Origin of the sequence: Spiroplasma sp. DGKH1 (assembly GCF_040940205.1) — a bacterium.
Lineage (GTDB): Bacteria > Bacillota_I > Bacilli_A > Mycoplasmatales > Mycoplasmataceae > Spiroplasma.
In genome coordinates this window covers 223,827-242,697 of the sequence record NZ_JASTWG010000001.1, presented here as the reverse complement: position 1 = coordinate 242,697, position 18,871 = coordinate 223,827, and the positions used below count along the sequence as shown (strand labels likewise).

Genomic DNA, 18,871 nt, shown 5'->3' with positions numbered 1-18,871 from the left:
TATAATTCTTATATAAAATAAAAAAGTGATTTATTAGGAGGTGTTATTAAATTGGAAACAAGAATGGAAAAGTTTGCCCAATTGCGTGAAGAGATTAAAAAAGAAATTGAGCTTGACCAAGAAATTAATGAAGTTAACAAGGTTGTTAATAATTATATGAATAAGTTGAATGTAATTGATCCGGGCCATTTTAATAGTATCAAAACTGATTTTGAACAAGAATTTAGTTGAGAAAAAGTTTTTCTTGATAAAAACCCGGATGAGCAACCATATTCCCCTAATTTTAAATATGACCTCCAACAATTATTAAACCAGATTAAAACTGAAACTAAGCAAGAAGATTTAATAACTTATAATTCCACTGCTGATGCGGGAAATATTATGCATAATATTTTAATTAGTGAAACATTATTAAATAAACCAACATATGAAAAATACCAGTCAATATTAGAAGATATTTTAAATAAAAAAGTTGATTATGTTAATCAGATTGAAGAAATTAAAAAATCATTAGCAAATTACCGGATTAATTCTTCTAACATTGATTTTGGAACTATTGCCCAAATTCGTAAGAATGATCATCGTACCACTAATGAAATGCTAAAAGAGGCAAGCGGTCTGGTGGAAGAAAAGCATACTAATATTTTAGCGTTGTTTAGAAAAACAAAACTTCGTGATAAATATCCCTTAGTTGTTATTATTTTTGTTATGATAATAATGATAGTTGCGATTGTTTTAATGGTAACATTATAAATTAGGGGATGTGAAAAAATGAAAATAAATATTGCAATTGATGGTCCGGCAGGAAGTGGAAAATCTTCGGCGGGCGCTGAATTTGCCAAACAAATTGGCTACCAATTTATTGATACGGGGTTAACTTACCGGGCTTTTACTTATTATTGTGTGGTTAATAATATTGATTTTAATGACCACCAAGCCTTACAAACTGCCTTGCAGAATTTTAATTACCAAGTGATCGGTGATGATATTTTTGTGAATAATGAAAATGTTACTGACCAGCTCCAACAAGAAGTAGTGTTAAAAAATATTAATAAAATTACGGGGTTATCTTTTGTTCGCGAAGCAATGGTTGACTTACAACGAAGTTTAGCAAAAGACCAAGGGGTGGTAATGGTTGGTCGTGATATTACTTCTGTTGTTCTCCCAACCGCTGGATTAAAAATTTTTTTAACAGCTAGCATTGAAGTTCGTGCCTTACGTCGGTGAAACCAAAATAAGGTTAATAATATTGTTCCCAATGATTTAGAACTTCTAAAAGCACAGCTGATAAAACGTGACCAAGCCGACATGCAAAGAGCGACTGGACCATTAGTAGTAACTTCTGATGCAATTGTCCTTGATAATAGTAATTTGACATTTTCAGAAACTATTCAGGCGTTGTTAAAGTTATATAACGAAAAAATTAAAAGCGAGGGGCAATAACATGGCACGAAAAGGAACTGTCGCTATTATTGGGCGACCGAATGTTGGGAAATCAACTTTATTTAACCGGATTATTAAGGATCGCTTAGCAATTGTGGAAGATACCCCCGGTGTAACCCGCGATCGGATTTATGCTTATAGTGAGTGATTAACTAGAGAGTTTTTATTAATTGATACTGGTGGAATTACCCTTGACCACCAAGCGTTATTTGCTGAAGAAATAAAAATGCAAGCGGAAATTGCAATTAATGAAGCAGATGTAATTGTTTTTGTTGTTTCTTATAAAGAGGGGATTAGCCCCGATGATGAAATGATTGCCAAAATGCTTTATAAAGCAAAAAAACCAGTGATATTAGCAATTAATAAGTACGATAAACAAGAAAAAGATAATGAATTGTATGAATATATGGCACTGGGGTTTGGTGAACCAATTGCAATTTCGGCTAGTCATGGGATTGGAATTGGTGATTTATTAGATCAAATTATTTCTTATTTAGATGAATTACCGGTTAAAATTAAAAATAAGGGGATTAATTTTTCAATAATTGGGCGACCAAATGTGGGAAAATCATCCTTAACCAATGCCATTCTAGGTGAAGAACGCGTTATTGTTTCGGATATTGCAGGAACAACTACCGATTCAATTGATACCACCTTTACTCGCAATAAAACTGAATATACTGTTATTGATACTGCTGGAATTCGCCGCAAGGGAAAGGTCTACGAAAAATTAGAAAAATATAGTGTTCTGCGGGCTGTCAGTGCCATTGAACGCAGTGATATTGTCCTTTTATTAATTGATGGGACCCAAAAAGTAACCGATCAGGATACTAATATTGGTGGTTTGGCGTTTGAACAAAAAAAACCAGTTATTATTGTAGTTAATAAGTGGGATGCAATTCCTCAGAAAACAGAACGAACAATGAATGAGATTGAAAAACAAATTCGTGGTTATTTTAAATATTTAAATTATGCCAAAATGGTTTTTGTCTCAGCGCTCGAAAAAAAACGGTTAAATGCTTTATTTAGCGCCATTGAAGAAGTATATACTGGCTTAAAGCAGCGGGTTAAAACTAGTGTTTTAAATGAAATTTTAGTAAAAGCGCAGTTATTAAATCCGCCTCCTGATTTTAATGGGGGGCGGGTAAAAATCTATTATGCAACCCAACCGGAAAGTACAATCCCAACGTTTATTATGTTTTGTAATAATCCCCAGTATGTTCACTTTTCTTATAAAAGATTTTTAGAAAATCAAATTCGGGATTATTTTGGATTTAATGGGGTACCAATTAATATTTTATTTAGAGAAAGAAAGTAAAAGAGGAACAACAATGAAAAAAACTAGTAGTAATATTACCATTATTGGAACCGGTGCTTATGGAACAGTTTTAGCAAATGTTTTAACAGATAATGATCACCAAGTTATTATGTATGGGATTGATGAAACTGAAATTACAGATATTAATAATAATCATTTAAATAGTAAATTTTTTGGTGATTTAAAAATTAACCGCGAAATTCGGGCTACTAACAATTTACAGGAAGCTTTAGAAGAAGCTGAATATATTATTTTAAGTGTTCCAGTGGTGGCGTTGAAAACAGTAATTACCAAAATTAACACTACTCTAACAAAACCAGCTGTTTTTATTAATGTTGCCAAAGGGTTAGACCCCGAGACCCATGAAGTTTTATCAAAATCAATTCCTAGTTTGATTAAACCAGAATTATTAATTGCTTATGGTGGCTTATATGGGCCAAGTATTGCCAAAGAAGTTTTATTACGCAAACCAACATGCATGATGGCAGTTTCGGAAAATTTAACTGTTGCCCAGGCAATTCGTGAATTATTTCATAATGAATATTTTGTTACGTTTGCTGACCAAGATGTGATTGGGGCAGAATATGGGGTGGCGTTAAAAAATGCTGTTGCCATTGCCTCAGGAATTTTTAATGGTTTGCATAGTTCTGATAATGCCAAAGCCTCATTAATTACAATGGGTTTAAACGAAATTAAAATCTTTGCCTTAACAAAAGGGGCCAAAATTGAAACCTTTTTAAACTTCGCGGGATTAGCTGATTTAATTTTAACCGCAACTTCTGTTAAGTCGCGGAATTATTCCTTAGGTTTTGAAATTGCGCAGGCTGATGATGCCAAAAGTGTGTTAGCTACTCATGCCAAGACAGTAGAAGGGGTTTTGACTTGTAAAACAATTCATTTAGAAGCTGAAAAGCATCATCTTAAATTACCACTATTTAATGGACTATATGATATTTTGTACAATAATAAACGACCAAGTGCAGTCATTAATAGTATTTTTCAAAAAGCAATTATTTAGGATAAAGTTGCTTTTTTTTTTTTTTTTGTAAAATAACAATATTTTTGTATAATTAATATATCAAACAAAATATTTGACAGTTATTTTAGGAGAACAGAACATATATGATACCAATCGATAACAAAATAGTTGGTGGTTTTGCCAACTGAATTTATCAATTGAATATTTTTGCTATGACCTTTTTTTATGGTACTCTTACAATCTTATTTTTGGTTATTACGAGGATCTCATGGTCAATAATTTCACGTTATTATATTAAAAAGGGATTTTTTAATAAAATATTATGACTAAAATTAATCTCATTTTTTAATTTTATTATTTTGTTCCCTGCTATTTATAAAATTATTCTAGTTTGGATTGTCATTTTATATGCGAATTTACCATTTTTTATTGATAATTTAAATGTCTTTTCTGTGCTATTTTTAGTTTTTCTTTCAATGATGATCATTGTTAGCTTAATTTTAAAAAATTTAATGGATTTGGGACACTACCGCGGATTAGTCTTTTTTGTTGGTGGTTTCTTAATATATCTTAATATTATGTTAGACGAAATTTTAATTTTTCTAATTATTGAAATTAAATCACTACCATTCTTTGAAAAATTAATGGCCCAAACTATTAGTGCGAAAATGTTGTTATTTTTAGCAATTATGCTGACATTAATTAGTATCATGATTATTTATGAATTAAGAATTTTAATTAATAAATTAGCATTTTATCAACCAATTGTTGAAACCCAAAATGCCTTTTTACCATTTATTTGAAAAATTAGTCCCCATAATTTTATTACGCAACCGCACCGCTTGTGGGGAATTGGTGTTGATCCGAACTACCACCAGGTTTTACAAAATTAGATTAAAGTAAAATAATTAACTTATCAGAAATTAATTATTTATTGCAATTTTTACTGTTCTTAATTTAACAAAATACTAAATAATAATAATAATAATAATAATTTTAATGGACAATATTTTAGAAGGAGGAAACAATGTTTACTTTACCAATCCAAAGGAATTTATTTCACCAACTAGTCTGGGAACTTAATGAGATTATAAAGGTGGAAGTAGCTTTCAGTAATCTTAATCCAATAATGGCGCTTAAAATTGAATTATATTATGTGAAAAAACAAAATAATGTTACAATCAATAATAATAAATTAGTTGAGATGTTTTTAGAAGTGATTAATCGTCGAGAATTAACTTTAAATACCTCAACTGTTTCAATGATGACAGAATATCAAAAATTATACCAAACGTATTTTCATCAATCAGTTGATATTAATGAAATTATTCGGGATATTAATAACCAAATTAAAAAAGTTTTTGATGATTATTATCTTGAAACTGAATTAAAATATTTAAAAAACTTTTTAGGTAGTTATTTAATGTGAAGACTTCTTAAACAAAAATTGGCAGCATTGAGATTAAAAATTAAGAAAAACATTAAATAGGAAATGTATGTTAGTTAAAACATATCAAATTATTAGTTTTGCCCTTGATGTTGAAGAAATCTTTTATTATCCGGTTATTAATCACACCAAAACACTACTGTCTGAAAAGGAAAAGATTCCAGTTGATCAAATCACAATAAAATTAAAGGTTAAATACTTTGAACCCACAGCTGAAAACTACCAAATTATTTATGATTATATTTATAATGCAATTGTGCTTGACCATCAGAAATGGTATCCAAATGCCAGTCAATTTACTTATCAGAAATTTTTTAATCTTGAAAAATTATCCGGGGGTCTGGAGAATGCCCGCTTAAAAATGCTTAATTATTTAAAAGTTGGTTCAGATACTGCGAGTTATTATCCCTCATCACTAATCTTTCTTTTTAATGAATTAGTGGCGGCTGGTTTTTTAAATATTTTAGATCCTAATAATTCTGAATATTTATTATATTTTGATGTTTATACCAAGTGAATCACTTACGCAATTGATGTTTTAACCAACTGGCTAGGTTTTAAAATTTGTAATTATCATCATAGTCATGAATTTTATGAAAAAATTCACGACATTGCACATCTTAACCAAGCAAATGTAACCCTTGCTGAAAACCAAACCGTCGGGATCAAAAATAACGAGTTAGCCGACTTATATGCCGATTTATGAATTAATATTATTAATGATACTGTTTTAATAACAGAGGTTAATAATTAGCAAATATTTATCAGTTCTTAATGACAAGAATGATAAATATTTTTTTTATTGGGTCGGGATTAAATTAGAAACAAACTAAAATTATTAGGAAAATATTTAATTTTATAATATAATTTTATAAAGTGTTAAATGAAAAAATGGAGATTTAAATGTTTAATTTTACAACTATTCAAAAATGAATAATTTATAGTAGTCTAATTGGATTTACTCTTATTGGTGCTATAGGGGGAATTGTTTATGCATTTCATTATTTAACACCAGCTATTGTCTTATTATCAATTGCCGGAATTGGGTTAATTGCGGTAATGATCATGTGGTTTATTATTGAAGCAATTAATAAGAGAAAAAACTATTAATTTTGGAGGGCTACCATGACTGAAAATGAAATTATTCGGGAAATAAAAAAAATAAGTTTAGATGATGATCATCGGTTTTCTTTTATTGCGAAATATATTGTTCAAAATTTAAGCGTGGTTCCAGAAATTACCATTAAAGAAATGGCCGAGTATACTTATACTTCGGTGGCCACAATTAACCGGTTTACTAAATACTTAAATTTAGATGGTTATAAAGAACTTATTCACGTGGTGAAATATTTTAACCATAATATTAAAGCAGAAGATGATATTTTAAAATCAGCTGATAATAATGGTTTTATCTACGGTATTTATCATAATATTGTGCGGAGTTTACATGACACTTTTCGTTTGACTTTAGGTCATAAGGAAAAAATTAGTGAAATAATTGATAAAATAAAAACAGCTCGGCGCATTAACATTTTTGCGGTAGGGGGAACATATAATGTTGCCAAGGATTTTCAAGAAAAAATCTTACGCTTAGGTTTTAATGCGATTAGTGTTAATGATTTTCATAATGGTTATTTCTTAGCTAAAAATAGTACCAGTGAAGATTTAACAATTGTAGTGTCATATTCAGGAGAAACGCAAGATTTAATAAAATTAGCAAGAATTGCCCAAGAAAATGCGTGTCCGATTTTATTAGTATGTAAAAAAGCAAATAATACAATTAGTAAGATTGCTGACTATCAGATTACTATTAGTAGTAATGAGTCAATTGAACGTACAATTTCTTCAACCAGTCGCTTTGCGTTGCTTTTTGCGTTGGATATTATTTATTATAATTTGTTATCATCAGATTTAGAAAAATACCAAACTATTTTGGACAACACCATTATTAATAAGTTTTAAGAAATTTTTTGCGAGATAAAATTACAGATTTTGATATGAATTACCAGAAAGTGGCATTTTTCTTGTGAATTTTTCTATTTGTTTTATTATTTTAATTATAGGAGGAGTTTTATCATATGGCAAAAGATGCAAAACAAACTGCCAAAGATCTGATTGATGTTATAAAAGCTGATAATGTTGTATCATATACTAATTGTTTAACACGATTACGATTAAATATTAAAGCGAATGCCAATATTGATCTTGAAAAGTTAAAAGCAACCCCCAATGTTATGGGTGTGTTAACACCTTCACCAACGGAGTTGCAAATTGTTTTAGGGCCTGGTTTTGTTAATAATGTAACCCAAGCATTTGGGAAACTAGTTAACATTGAACGCTCAGAGTATTCGGAGGGAGCTAATCCCAGTGGTGAGTTTATTAGTGCCGCTGATGCTGCCAAACAAGTAAAAGGTGAATTGAAACAAAAACAAAATTATATTCAAGTATTTTTTACGAAGTTTTCAAAAATCTTTTCACCAATGATTATTGGATTTATCGGGGCTGGGATCTTATCGGGGATTGCTGGAATTATGCAATCTTCGTACGGTGGAGTAATGGACGCCGCCCACGCCCCGGCAGCTGCTCTCTCATGATTTAATGCCTTAGGGTTGATTCTAAATATTTGAAAGAATGCTTTTATTATTATTGTTGGATGACGTACTTGTGAAGTATTTGGAGGTAGTGGAGTTTTAGGGGCGATGACAGCAGCTATTTATTCACCATCATTCTCTTCACTAGTAGTACCAATGTTTATTGTTAACAATGGTGATCAGACAGTTAATTTCTTAGGGATTCATATTAATGATCCCTTTAATAACTGATTAACTGTGGGATACCGTCCAGTTATTAATGCTAAAGGATTACTAGAATTTGGATACCCATCAGGAAATATCTTAGGGGCCTTATTAACCGCAACCGCTGCGTTATGAATTGAAAGAGGAGTTCGGAAATTCATGCCCGGAGCTTTAGATACTGTGGGAACACCAACGATTACTTTATTTGTATTATTATTATTAAATGTGTTCTTAATTGTTCCAGTTTCGGGATATCTATATGAAGCAGTTGCTTGATTCTTTGCTCACCTATATACCAATCCATTTGGAGCCTTTGTGCTCGCCGCCATCTTTCTGGTGGCGGTGGCCTTTGGGATCCACCAAGGGTTTGTTCCAATCTATGCAATTTTGATTAAGGAAACCGGAGTTAACGGTCTATTCCCAATCTTGGGAATGGCTGGAATGGCTCAAATTGGAACGGGAATTGCATTGTGATTTATGGCGGCGAAGGGTAGTCTCTTACGCCGTCAAATTCAAGGGGCACTAATTCCGGCCGTCTTCGGAATTGGTGAACCGATGATCTATGGGGTAACATTACCAAGAATCCGTCCGTTCATCACCGCCTCAATCGGTGCTGGGTTTGGAGGATTCTTCATTGGAGCTGTTTATATGTGAGGACATATCACATTTGGTTTAAACTCAATGTTTGGACCATCAGGTATTTTAGCGACATTTATGATGACAACTGATAAAGGAAATATTGGTTTAGCAGTTGTAATCTACTTAATTGGTTGTGCAATTTCAATTGGCGGGGGCTACTTAGTAACAATGTTCGGTTATTCGCGCATTGTCCAAGCTGGCGGTCGGGAAATGAAGCAACTTTATAAAAAAGACGGTAAATATCAACTTTGACAACAAATTTTATGAACTTGTGCTTTTATCACTGTAATTGGAATTTTTGTATACTGGACCGTAGAATATTACAAATTACCAAAAACAGAGCGCTTAAAAATTAAAGAAGCAAAAGTGGAATAAAAAAATCTATTAAAATTATCGAAGCTATTTAAAATAACACAATATAAATATAATATGGGGAGAGAATAACAACATGAAAATTGATTTAACGAAAATTGATACTGAACAACGAAATGTTAACAGTATGAATATTGACAAAGAGACTACTGAAGGCATGCTGACAATTATTAATAATGAAGATGCCAAGATTGCCCCAGCGATTAAATACAAAATTTCAGTTATTGCAAAAGTTATTGATTTAATATTTCCAAAGTTTAACCAAGGGGGACGGGTAATCTACCTTGGAGCGGGAACATCAGGGCGAATTGGAATTCTTGATGCTTCCGAGATGCTGCCTACTTATGGCGTGGGTGAAGACCACATTGTGGGGATTATTGCTGGGGGTGATAAAGCAATCCGCTTCCCAGCGGAAGGAGCCGAAGATGATCGTGCCCAAGCAGTTAAAGATCTGCAACAGTTAAATGTTACGGCTTTAGATACTGTCATTGGGATCGGTGCTTCAGGAAGAACTCCCTATGTCTTAGCAGGTTTAGAATATATTAAATCAGTTGGTGGCTTAGCAGTCGGTTTATGTATGACAAAAAATTCAGAAATGAGTCAAATTGCTGATGAGACAATTGCCATTGAAACTGGGGCCGAAGTTATTACAGGCAGCACGAGAATGAAAGCAGGAACTGCCACAAAATTAGTATGTAACATGATTTCAACAACATTAATGATTAAATGGGGAAAAGTATATCAAAACTTAATGGTTGACTTAATGGCTACTAATGAAAAATTGAAGGTAAGAACCGCTAAAATTGTTCGTGAAATAACTGGTGCCGCAGATGATATAATTGCCAAAGCACTCGTTGAATCAAACTATTCATGTAAACATGCTATTATCATGGTTTTAAAACAAGTTAGTTTTAAAGAAAGTGAAAGATTATTAGAAGAATATCATAATATGGTAACAAATGTTATTAATGATATTAAATAATTAAGTAATTGTATTAAAAGGAGACATCTTAAAATAAAACTTTAAGATGTTTTTTTAATCAAGAAAATAAGGGAGGTAAATTTTATGTTAGGTGTTTCAATTTATGTAAAGAAAGTTAGTTTACAAGAAAATATTGCAGCTATTAAGTTAGCAAAAAAGAATAAGATCCCAATGCTCTTTTTCCCTACCCGTCATCTCCCTGATTTTATAAATAATCCAGAGTTACTTCAGTTAATTTCTTATGGACAAGAACAAAATTTTGAAATTGGTCTCGAAATATCAAAACATGCTTTTGATTATCAACAATTACAAAAATTAAACCCCACATCCATTTGGTTAGATAACAGTTTTTCAGTATATGAAATTGTTAATATTATTGATACTTTTCCAGGCAAAATTCAAATTTTAGCTAGTGATAATGATCTCAATGATGTTATTGAAATTTTTAAATTACGCAGTTCAAAACGAATCAGAGCATGATATAATTGTTATCCAAAACCTTATACAGGGATGGAACAACCGGAATTTTTAACCCGGACATTAATTTTGCAAAAATATGGAATTAATTTAACAATTTTTCTATCGGCTATTAGTGAAACCACCCAAGCGGAGACTGAATGTTTCCCAACAATTGAGGATTTTCGCTACTTGCCTCTTTATTTACAACTGCAATGGTTTAAATATTTTGGGATAAATAATTTTATTGTTGCCAATAAGAAAATTAATCATCAAGAGATCGCGCTCTTAACCAAGGTCGGTGCGTTAGCCCCAACAGAATTTTTATTTAAAATTTCTTCATTGGGATTTTCGGACCAGACAAAAACCCTTTTATTAAATAAAACCTTTTTTGTTGATTGAACCAGCAATCAATATTTAGTAAGATTGGTGGAAAGTAGTAATTTTAGTAAAAATAATGATAAAATAATGACATGAAATAATCGTAACTTAATAGGTAACCATGCAGCCCTGTTAGTTGACAATTATTTATACGGAAGATATCGTGGGGAGATTTATTTTACCAAGAGAAAGATTAATATTGCTGAAAAAACTAACTATTTAGCGAACTGTACTAATTTTCAAGTTTTAATTGATTTGTTAAAACCACCAAGCAAAATAATGTTTATCGCTGAAAACTAAATAATTTCTGTTTGTTAGAAATTAAATATTTTGGTTAATGTTGATTTATTTTAAAAACTTCCGGAAAAAGTTTGGTATACTTAATTATGTCAAACACATTGACTTAGAATTTATATGTGAAGGAGTGAGAAAATAATGTATTCAAAAGAACTTGTTGCTAGTTTAAATGCTGATATTCGTGCTTATTTTCCCCATATTAAGGAAATTGAACCTGATTATCATATGACTTTTGATGGTGTTTCAAGAATGGTAGTCTTAGATCGTTATGCTCAAAAAGATAATGGTTTAAAAACATTAAAAAATAATGATCTTGTGATTACTGTTATTAAAGATGATGGTTGATTCCCCGCGCGGGGATTTGGACATATTGTTAAAGTTGATCGTGAAGCAGGGACATGTGATATTAAAGTTGAAGAAGATTATGTTAATAGTATTGATCCTAATTTATTAGTGGGTAGTGCAAAGGATATTATTCGTAAGAATCTTAATACGGTGGAAAAACCATTAGAAATTTACTATGAACAAATTGCCTGACGAGTTGCCAAAGCGTTATCAAATAATGAAAAAGAACATGAAAAATATTTACAAATTTTCTTTGAGGAATTAAAAAACTTAAATATTGTCCCGGCTGGTCGGGTATTATACGGAGCTGGTAGTGGCAGTGATGTTACTTTTTTTAACTGTTTTGTAATGCCCTTTATCAAAGACTCCCGCGAAGGAATTTCAGTTCACCGGAAAGAAGTAATGGAAATTATGTCCCATGGGGGCGGGGTCGGAACTAACGGAACTACTTTACGTCCGCGTGGTACAATTGCCAAATCAGTGGGGGGGCGATCATCGGGAGCAGTCTCGTGGTTAAATGATTTAAGTACGTTAACCCATTTAGTAGAACAAGGTGGAAGTCGTCGGGGTGCCCAAATGATTATGATGGCGGACTGACATCCAGATATTATTGAATTTATTATTTCTAAAATGCAAAATCCCAAGATTTTACGTTGGTTAAAAGATAATTCGCAAGATCGCTTAATTCGTGAGGAAGCAACTCGGAAAATTAAATTTGTGCCCTTAACAAATTCAGAACGGAATTTATATGAATGAGCAATAAGTAAAGAAAACGAAGTTGACAGTAAAATTTTACAAGATGCCAAAATTAAATTAGAAGAAGGGGGAACTTGAGAAGTTGAAAACCCATCTTTCTTATCAGGAGCTAATATTTCAGTTACAATTTCGCATAAGCTTATGCAAGCAGTTGAAAATGATGATATTTGAGAATTAAAATTCCCCGACTTAGATAAATATACCCCTGACCAAAAGCAATTTTATGATGAAAACTGGCATAAAATTGGGGATATTTATGAATGAGAACAAATGGGCTATCCATTAAAAACATACTACACAATGCGTGCGCGTGACTTGTGAGATTTAATTAACTTCTGTGCTAATTATTCAGCAGAACCAGGGATTTTCTTTATTGACCAGGCTAATGATATGACAAATGCAAAAGCATATGATATGAAAGTAGTAGCAACTAACCCTTGTGGTGAACAACCGCTTGCCCCATATTCAGTATGTAACTTAGCGGCAATCAACCTAGCAAATTTTGTTAATAAAGAAACCAAAGAAATTTTATATGATAAATTACAAGCAACGGTTCGGAACTGTACTCGTTTACAAGATAATGTTATTGATGCAACGCCTTATTTCTTAGAAGCTAATAAAAAACAAGCCCTTGGTGAACGACGAGTTGGGTTAGGAGTAATGGGATTACATGACCTCTTAATTTACCATGGGGTGCGTTATGGTAGTTTAGCTGGTAATAAGATTGTTGATAAAATTTTTGAAGTAATTGCGACAACTGCTTATCGTACTTCAATTGAATTAGCGAAAGAAAAAGGTAGTTTCCCCTTCTTAAAAGATCGTGGACGCTTTATTAACACGGGTTATATGAAAAAAATGCCCGAAGATATTCGCCAAGATATTCTAAAATACGGAATTCGTAATTCACACTTGTTAACAATTGCGCCAACTGGTTCAACGGGAACAATGGTCGGAGTATCAACTGGTCTTGAACCATACTTTGGCTTTAAATTCTACCGTTCAGGACGATTAGGAAAAAATATTGAGGTTAATGCGAAAATTGTGGATGAATGATTAAAATATAATCCAGGTTATAGTGCTGATCATTTACCAGATATTTTTGTCTCAGCAATGCAATTGGCGCCCGAAGAACATGCTGATGTGCAATGTATTATTCAGCGCTGAGTTGACTCTTCAATTTCAAAAACTGTTAATGCACCGCGTGGATATTCTGTTAAAGATGTTGAAAAAATTTATACTCGTCTCTACCACGGGGGAGCTAAAGGGGGAACCGTTTATGTTGATGGTTCGCGTGATAGCCAGGTGTTATCATTAACAACAGATAATGAACATCCTGCTTTAGAACAACTAAACCTAGAAAATCTGGGAGTCGAAGTTATTTCAAACATTGATAAAAATGAAATTAATGATAACTTAAAAGAAGCAGTTAAATTACGGGGAATTAACCAAGACCGTAATGTGGGAACTGAAGTTGGTGATGTTTGCCCAATTTGTAAAGAAGGAACAATGATTGATGCGGGTGGTTGTGTGACATGTAATAACTGTAATGTTCAATTAAAATGTGGTCTATAATAAATAAAAAAATCATAATTTACCAAAATTATGATTTTTTTATTTCGTGTTGATTATACTTGAAAAATCGCAGAATAAAAATATTAATTTCAAACATTATTAATACCTAAAAAATAAAAGTTTTGAATAGCGAATAATCCGAAATTTATTTTATAATTAAATTGAGCCTACAAGTATTATATACATATGGGTTTATATTGTTAAAGAATTTAATTGCACTGCCAATTAAATTAATGTTATATGAATAAAAGGTTGATAGTTTTATTAATTTTTTATTTAGTTAACTTTTAATGATATTGAATTAATGTGTTTTAGTTCAAATTAAAATTATGTACCTGCTTAAAATTATTAAAATTTAAGGAGGCAATTATTATATGAAAATTATCGATCAAGTAGTAGAAATTCATTCAAATCAGTTAACATTCTTCGGTGACAACTTTGAAATTTTACCCTTTGGTGACACCGTTTTCCAGCAAGTTAGATGTGAATCAGATAACTTGTTACTCTTCAAATATTACAACAATATTATTTCAATTAAATGTAAATCATGTAAACAAATACATTATATTAATGTATTAGATGATGAAGAACCAAATTTATAATTATATTTAATTACATAGCTATTGAGTGTATATAACACCTGCAAATAAATAAGGATATCAGATCCTAATTAATTTGGAGGTGTTTTTCTTTTTATGAAAAAAATTATTAGCTGGTTGGTTGCTTTAACATTAATTGGAACTGTTACTAATTCGCTTGTTAGCTGTACAGGTATTGATCCGTTTGGGGGTGGGGGTGACCAACCAACACCCAGTCCGATTCCACATGATGTTAAATATTACCAAAATTTGATTACCAGCACAGTGCAACGAATTAATAGTATTGAAAAGAGCATTAAAGAATTTGTACAGCATAAAAATGATCCCGCTTGGTTTCCAACTCCCGCTGATTATCAACAAACCATTGATTTTATGGATATTAGTCTTTACCAAAATGCTGTTACTTTCCATGATGCTGAATACCAAATCTTATTTATTACTAATAACGGAGTTTTTTCGAACCAAACCAAAGTTTTAGTTAAATGATATTTAGAGAATGAATTATTAGCTTTAAACCAACAATACAATTTAGAAAAAAAATATCCCCATGATTTTTCGCAAGATAACTTAAAGACTTTATTAACCAACATTAATGAAGTGAAAAAACTTATTAATAACTTACAACTTACAAGATCAACAAATTAACAGGACATGATTTTAACCAGAATTAAAAAGATAGAAAGAAGTGCTAAAGATGAATTTACTATTACATACCTTAAACCTACTGGGTGATAACCCAGCCCCGCCCAATGCAAGTGATATTTTAGCAACAGTAAAACCATGAGTAAATATGGCGCTAGGAATTATTTTTGGATTACTAGGACTATTTTGTGCGGTTAAATGTGCAATTATTGGATTTCACATTGCCAAAGCAGCGGATAATCCGGAAATGCGGAGTGAATATGTGCGCTCGCTTGTTTGACCAATTATTGGGCTATTATCTGCTGTGCTAGTACCAACTATTGTTAGTGTAATCTTAAGTCAAATTTCGGGACCTTCAGTTGGTAGCTAACATTTAACATAATAGAAAGCAGGTGATAAAGGATGGGAAACATTTTTAAAGAAGCCCTCTACGAAGTGCTCTGGGGAGTTTTCGTAATGGGACCGTTACAATTAATTAATGTTTTTACCTATGTTCTAGATTATTTATCTGGAGGTTTTATCACTACAATTTTATTTGGTAATCAAAATAATTTTGATTTTAACAAATTACCCCAACAATTTTGAATTTTTTTAATTATTGCAATTGCAGTGTTTGCTGTTATTTTTTGTATTCAGATTATGATTATTCAATTTAAAGAGCATGCTGAAAGTAAAAAGAAATTCTTGCAATGTCTTCTCAATTCCGGAAAAGCAATTATTTTTATGTTTTTAATTCCGATTTTCTTTTTTGTTGCTAATTTCTGTATTGCTCAGTTTACCAAAACAATTGAAAATTCCTTTGGGAATAACGGTTCAATTGCGGATTACTTATGACATTTAGGTGATCCCAATTGGGATGGAACTACTAATTATACTCCTAGCAACTTTGGTCCCCCGGATAATATTCTTGATTATAATATGACTGTTGAAATTTTTGGATCATTATTTATGGTCGCGATTGTAATGTTAGTTGGTTTTATGGTTATTCAAAAAATTATTGAATTATTTTTCTTATTTATTATTTCCCCGATTGTGATGATTACCATGGTTTTAGATGATGGTAAGAAAGTATTTATTTGAAAAGATATGGTTATTGCCAAATTTCTGGCCTCCTCCTCTGCAATTATTGGGTTTGATTTGTTTATGACAATTACCCATTTAATTCTGAAGACAAATCTTTCTGGTTTAGATGCCAAACCGTTTGCTCGCCAATTATTATTAATTCTAATTATTTGTGGGGGTGGAGTGGCTACTTATGAATTCTCAAATATTATTAATTCATTAGTTGGTGAACATATGGGGGCCTCTTCTGGTTTGAATACTTTCCGGGCAATGACTGGGGGGTTAACCTCAGCTTGAAACCCAGCAACCTTACCACGTCACCTAGGAAAAGTCCCGGGAATATACCGCACCGCTAAAAAGGGCCATGATTTCTTAATGAACAGTGGGGATAATAAACGAAGAGAAGAAAATGACCAGGCTCGTCGTACTTGGCAAAATGCTAATGTCAGCACCCGCCGACGTAATACTATTCCTGGTCTTAATGGTAATCAGCATGAAGATTAATAAAATTGCCTCAGAAAGGAGAACAACAATTGATGAAAGAATGATTTAAAAAACGAAAATGGATGATTTTATTTCTTAGCATTGGTCTATGAGTTTTTATCTTTATAATGTTGTTAGGATACGCCGTGTTCTATGATTTAGCTCATAATAAAACCGTTAATTTTAAGGATATTGAACAAATTTTAACAACAAACCAAAATAATTTTTTAACAATCTATGGTGCAATCGTTGGGGGTGTCTACCTAATATTTGCCATGTTTTTATTAATTTTTAAATATCATATTCGCTATGAATTTGTTGGAAAAACCCATGATAAAACATATGGATCGGCAGAATGATTAAGTGTAAAACACTTAAATAAAAATTATGATTTAGTAAATTTAATGCATGCTGGTGATAAATACGGAGTGGTTGCTAATTCTTTCAATGGGAAAAATAAGAATTTTATGGCTAATATTCGGAAAGAAACTCATACTATGGTTGTTGCCGGGACACGGAGTGGGAAAACACAAGGGGTTGTTATTCCAACCTTGCAATTATTTGCCCAATCAGATGTTAAGCCAGGAGTTATTATTTCCGATCCCAAAGGTGAACTATATGAAACTAACTCAAAAGTTTTTGCTGATAATGGTTATCGAGTGTTAAAGTTAGATTTACGAAGTCCCGAATTATCTGTCGGGTGAAACCCCCTAACATTAATTTACCAGGCCTGAGTAAAGGGTTGTGAATTAGAACGCAAGTATAAAGATAGTAATGGAACAGACCAAGAGTCATCAAAATATTATTACTGGCAACAAAAAGCACAAGATTATTTATCAGATATTTGTACCACTTTATATCCCTGAAGTGATCCAAAAGATCGATTTTGGCAAGAGTCAGCGAGTGGAGCAGTTAAGGGGATTTTGTTAGCAATTTTATATGATATGCGGGAAAATAATAGTTTTGATGAAAAAAAATTTAACCTTGCTTCAGTTATTCCAATTATTAATAACAAAGATAAACTATTTAATTATTTTAAAAAATTAGATATTTCCCATCCCGCTCGCATTGCGATTTCGGGGTTATTGGATGGAGCCAAAGAAACAACTGGTTCAATTCTGCAAAGTATTAAAACAGGGTTAGAAAAATTTAGTGACCCAATTTTAAGAACCCTAATTAGTAAAAATGAATTAGATTTACAAACCTTAACTAATTGCCCAACTGCTGTATTCTTAGTGGTTCCTGATGACCGGACAGATCGTCATATTTTTGCTAGTCTTTTCATTTCGCAATCGTATAAAATTTTGATTGAACAAGCTAGTTTAGCAAACCGAAAATTAGAAAAACCATTTTATTATATTTTAGATGAGTTTGCTAATATTCCCAAAATTCCTGATATGGGGGCAAAAATTTCAGTCTCGGGGGGTCGTAATATTTGGTGAGTATTAATTATTCAAGATAAACCCCAATTAGTTGATAAATATGGGGAAAATATGGCCCGAACAATTAACAATAACTGTAGTATGCATATTTTCTTACAAACAATGGATATTGAAACGGCAAAATATTATTCAGAAATTATTGGGGAACGGACAATTGTTTCGAAATCACGGAGCAACCAAGTTTTATTAGAAAAAAAACAAGCAAGTGGAACCCGCTCTTTATCAGGAGTTAGTTTAATTAAACCAGCTGATTTAATGCAACTACCAACGGGACATGCTGTTGTGGTATACTCCAAAGAAAAACCATTAAAAGCTAAATTAATGCCAATGTGAAAATCTCCCTGTTATGCAATGGGAAAAGTTGCTGATCAGGAATCTGTTCCCTTGACCGATGAAACTTTTGGGAAAGATTATGTTTATATCTTAGCAGCCGAAAATGATGATGCTTCTAGTGATAGTGGCGGTGGGGGTGCTAACCAAACGATGGAATTATTACTCGAAAAAGAAAAACTTATTAAAGTCGAGGGAAAGGCAATTGAAATTGAAGAAATTTTAATCAATGAAGAAATTGATCCCCGGATATCAAAAAGTTTAACAGAAAAAATTGAAGAAATTTATGAATTAACGAAGTAGAAGGTGGTTAAAATGGCTGGGTGATTATCAATATGTTTATTCTTATCATTTGCCGCAATAGTTATTAGTTTAGTAATTTGATTTCGGAAAAAACGAATTCAAAAAAAATATGAAGTTGAAACAGCCCATAACCGGTTAATCCGCCGTTGTTCGTTTTACTTTATCTTTACATGCATCGGAATCTTTATCATCTTGCTAACAATATATTTTTGTACAAAATAACCCGAG

The 18,871-nt window shown here is 32.0% G+C and carries 19 protein-coding genes; all 19 read left to right on the top strand.

The window, feature by feature from the left end; all coding sequences use genetic code 4:
- Positions 1 to 51: 51 nt before the first annotated feature.
- The 19 genes from QPK10_RS01040 (at position 52) to QPK10_RS00950 (ending at position 18,865) form a co-directional block, all read left to right on the top strand.
- On the top strand, positions 52 to 753 hold the full coding sequence (locus QPK10_RS01040; RefSeq protein WP_368486195.1) for a hypothetical protein: 702 nt from the start codon (positions 52 to 54) through the stop codon (positions 751 to 753).
- An 18-nt stretch (positions 754 to 771) separates the two neighbouring features.
- Positions 772 to 1,443, top strand: coding sequence for a (d)CMP kinase (gene cmk / locus QPK10_RS01035; RefSeq protein ID WP_368486194.1), 672 nt, complete (start codon positions 772 to 774; stop codon positions 1,441 to 1,443).
- Position 1,444: 1 nt separating this feature from the next.
- Positions 1,445 to 2,761 carry a ribosome biogenesis GTPase Der gene (der, locus tag QPK10_RS01030; protein WP_368486193.1) on the top strand — a complete coding sequence of 439 codons (1,317 nt, stop codon included), beginning with the start codon at positions 1,445 to 1,447 and terminating at the stop codon, positions 2,759 to 2,761.
- 13 nt (positions 2,762 to 2,774) lie between these two features.
- A complete protein-coding gene (locus tag QPK10_RS01025; RefSeq protein ID WP_368486192.1) occupies positions 2,775 to 3,779 on the top strand; it encodes an NAD(P)H-dependent glycerol-3-phosphate dehydrogenase in 1,005 nt (334 codons plus the stop codon).
- A gap of 104 nt (positions 3,780 to 3,883) precedes the next feature.
- A complete protein-coding gene (locus QPK10_RS01020) occupies positions 3,884 to 4,633 on the top strand; it encodes a hypothetical protein (protein WP_368486191.1) in 750 nt (249 codons plus the stop codon).
- 134 nt (positions 4,634 to 4,767) lie between these two features.
- Complete coding sequence (locus tag QPK10_RS01015; protein WP_368486190.1) at positions 4,768 to 5,229, top strand: hypothetical protein; 462 nt, start codon at positions 4,768 to 4,770, stop codon at positions 5,227 to 5,229.
- Between the two features lie 7 nt (positions 5,230 to 5,236).
- Complete coding sequence (locus QPK10_RS01010) at positions 5,237 to 5,941, top strand: hypothetical protein (protein ID WP_368486189.1); 705 nt, start codon at positions 5,237 to 5,239, stop codon at positions 5,939 to 5,941.
- A 149-nt stretch (positions 5,942 to 6,090) separates the two neighbouring features.
- Positions 6,091 to 6,297, top strand: coding sequence for a hypothetical protein (locus tag QPK10_RS01005; protein WP_368486188.1), 207 nt, complete (start codon positions 6,091 to 6,093; stop codon positions 6,295 to 6,297).
- A 15-nt stretch (positions 6,298 to 6,312) separates the two neighbouring features.
- Complete coding sequence (locus tag QPK10_RS01000) at positions 6,313 to 7,149, top strand: MurR/RpiR family transcriptional regulator (RefSeq protein ID WP_368486187.1); 837 nt, start codon at positions 6,313 to 6,315, stop codon at positions 7,147 to 7,149.
- Between the two features lie 116 nt (positions 7,150 to 7,265).
- Positions 7,266 to 8,996, top strand: a complete 1,731-nt coding sequence (locus QPK10_RS00995) for a PTS transporter subunit EIIC (RefSeq protein WP_047791211.1) — start codon at positions 7,266 to 7,268, stop codon at positions 8,994 to 8,996.
- Positions 8,997 to 9,069: 73 nt separating this feature from the next.
- Positions 9,070 to 9,975, top strand: a complete 906-nt coding sequence (gene murQ, locus QPK10_RS00990; RefSeq protein WP_368486186.1) for an N-acetylmuramic acid 6-phosphate etherase — start codon at positions 9,070 to 9,072, stop codon at positions 9,973 to 9,975.
- A gap of 84 nt (positions 9,976 to 10,059) precedes the next feature.
- Positions 10,060 to 11,112, top strand: a complete 1,053-nt coding sequence (locus tag QPK10_RS00985; RefSeq protein WP_368486185.1) for a MupG family TIM beta-alpha barrel fold protein — start codon at positions 10,060 to 10,062, stop codon at positions 11,110 to 11,112.
- A 135-nt stretch (positions 11,113 to 11,247) separates the two neighbouring features.
- On the top strand, positions 11,248 to 13,782 hold the full coding sequence (locus QPK10_RS00980) for a vitamin B12-dependent ribonucleotide reductase (RefSeq protein WP_368486184.1): 2,535 nt from the start codon (positions 11,248 to 11,250) through the stop codon (positions 13,780 to 13,782).
- A gap of 374 nt (positions 13,783 to 14,156) precedes the next feature.
- Entirely contained in the window at positions 14,157 to 14,384 is a 228-nt protein-coding gene (locus tag QPK10_RS00975) for a hypothetical protein (protein ID WP_025317181.1), read from the top strand.
- A 93-nt stretch (positions 14,385 to 14,477) separates the two neighbouring features.
- Positions 14,478 to 15,026, top strand: coding sequence for a lipoprotein (locus QPK10_RS00970; protein WP_368486183.1), 549 nt, complete (start codon positions 14,478 to 14,480; stop codon positions 15,024 to 15,026).
- Positions 15,027 to 15,075: 49 nt separating this feature from the next.
- Complete coding sequence (locus tag QPK10_RS00965) at positions 15,076 to 15,393, top strand: Mbov_0395 family pilin-like conjugal transfer protein (RefSeq protein ID WP_047791218.1); 318 nt, start codon at positions 15,076 to 15,078, stop codon at positions 15,391 to 15,393.
- A gap of 32 nt (positions 15,394 to 15,425) precedes the next feature.
- Complete coding sequence (locus QPK10_RS00960) at positions 15,426 to 16,589, top strand: Mbov_0396 family ICE element transmembrane protein (protein WP_368486182.1); 1,164 nt, start codon at positions 15,426 to 15,428, stop codon at positions 16,587 to 16,589.
- Between the two features lie 32 nt (positions 16,590 to 16,621).
- On the top strand, positions 16,622 to 18,643 hold the full coding sequence (locus tag QPK10_RS00955) for a VirD4-like conjugal transfer protein, CD1115 family (RefSeq protein ID WP_368486181.1): 2,022 nt from the start codon (positions 16,622 to 16,624) through the stop codon (positions 18,641 to 18,643).
- A 12-nt stretch (positions 18,644 to 18,655) separates the two neighbouring features.
- Positions 18,656 to 18,865, top strand: a complete 210-nt coding sequence (locus tag QPK10_RS00950) for a hypothetical protein (RefSeq protein ID WP_368486180.1) — start codon at positions 18,656 to 18,658, stop codon at positions 18,863 to 18,865.
- The last annotated feature ends 6 nt before the right edge of the window (positions 18,866 to 18,871 follow it).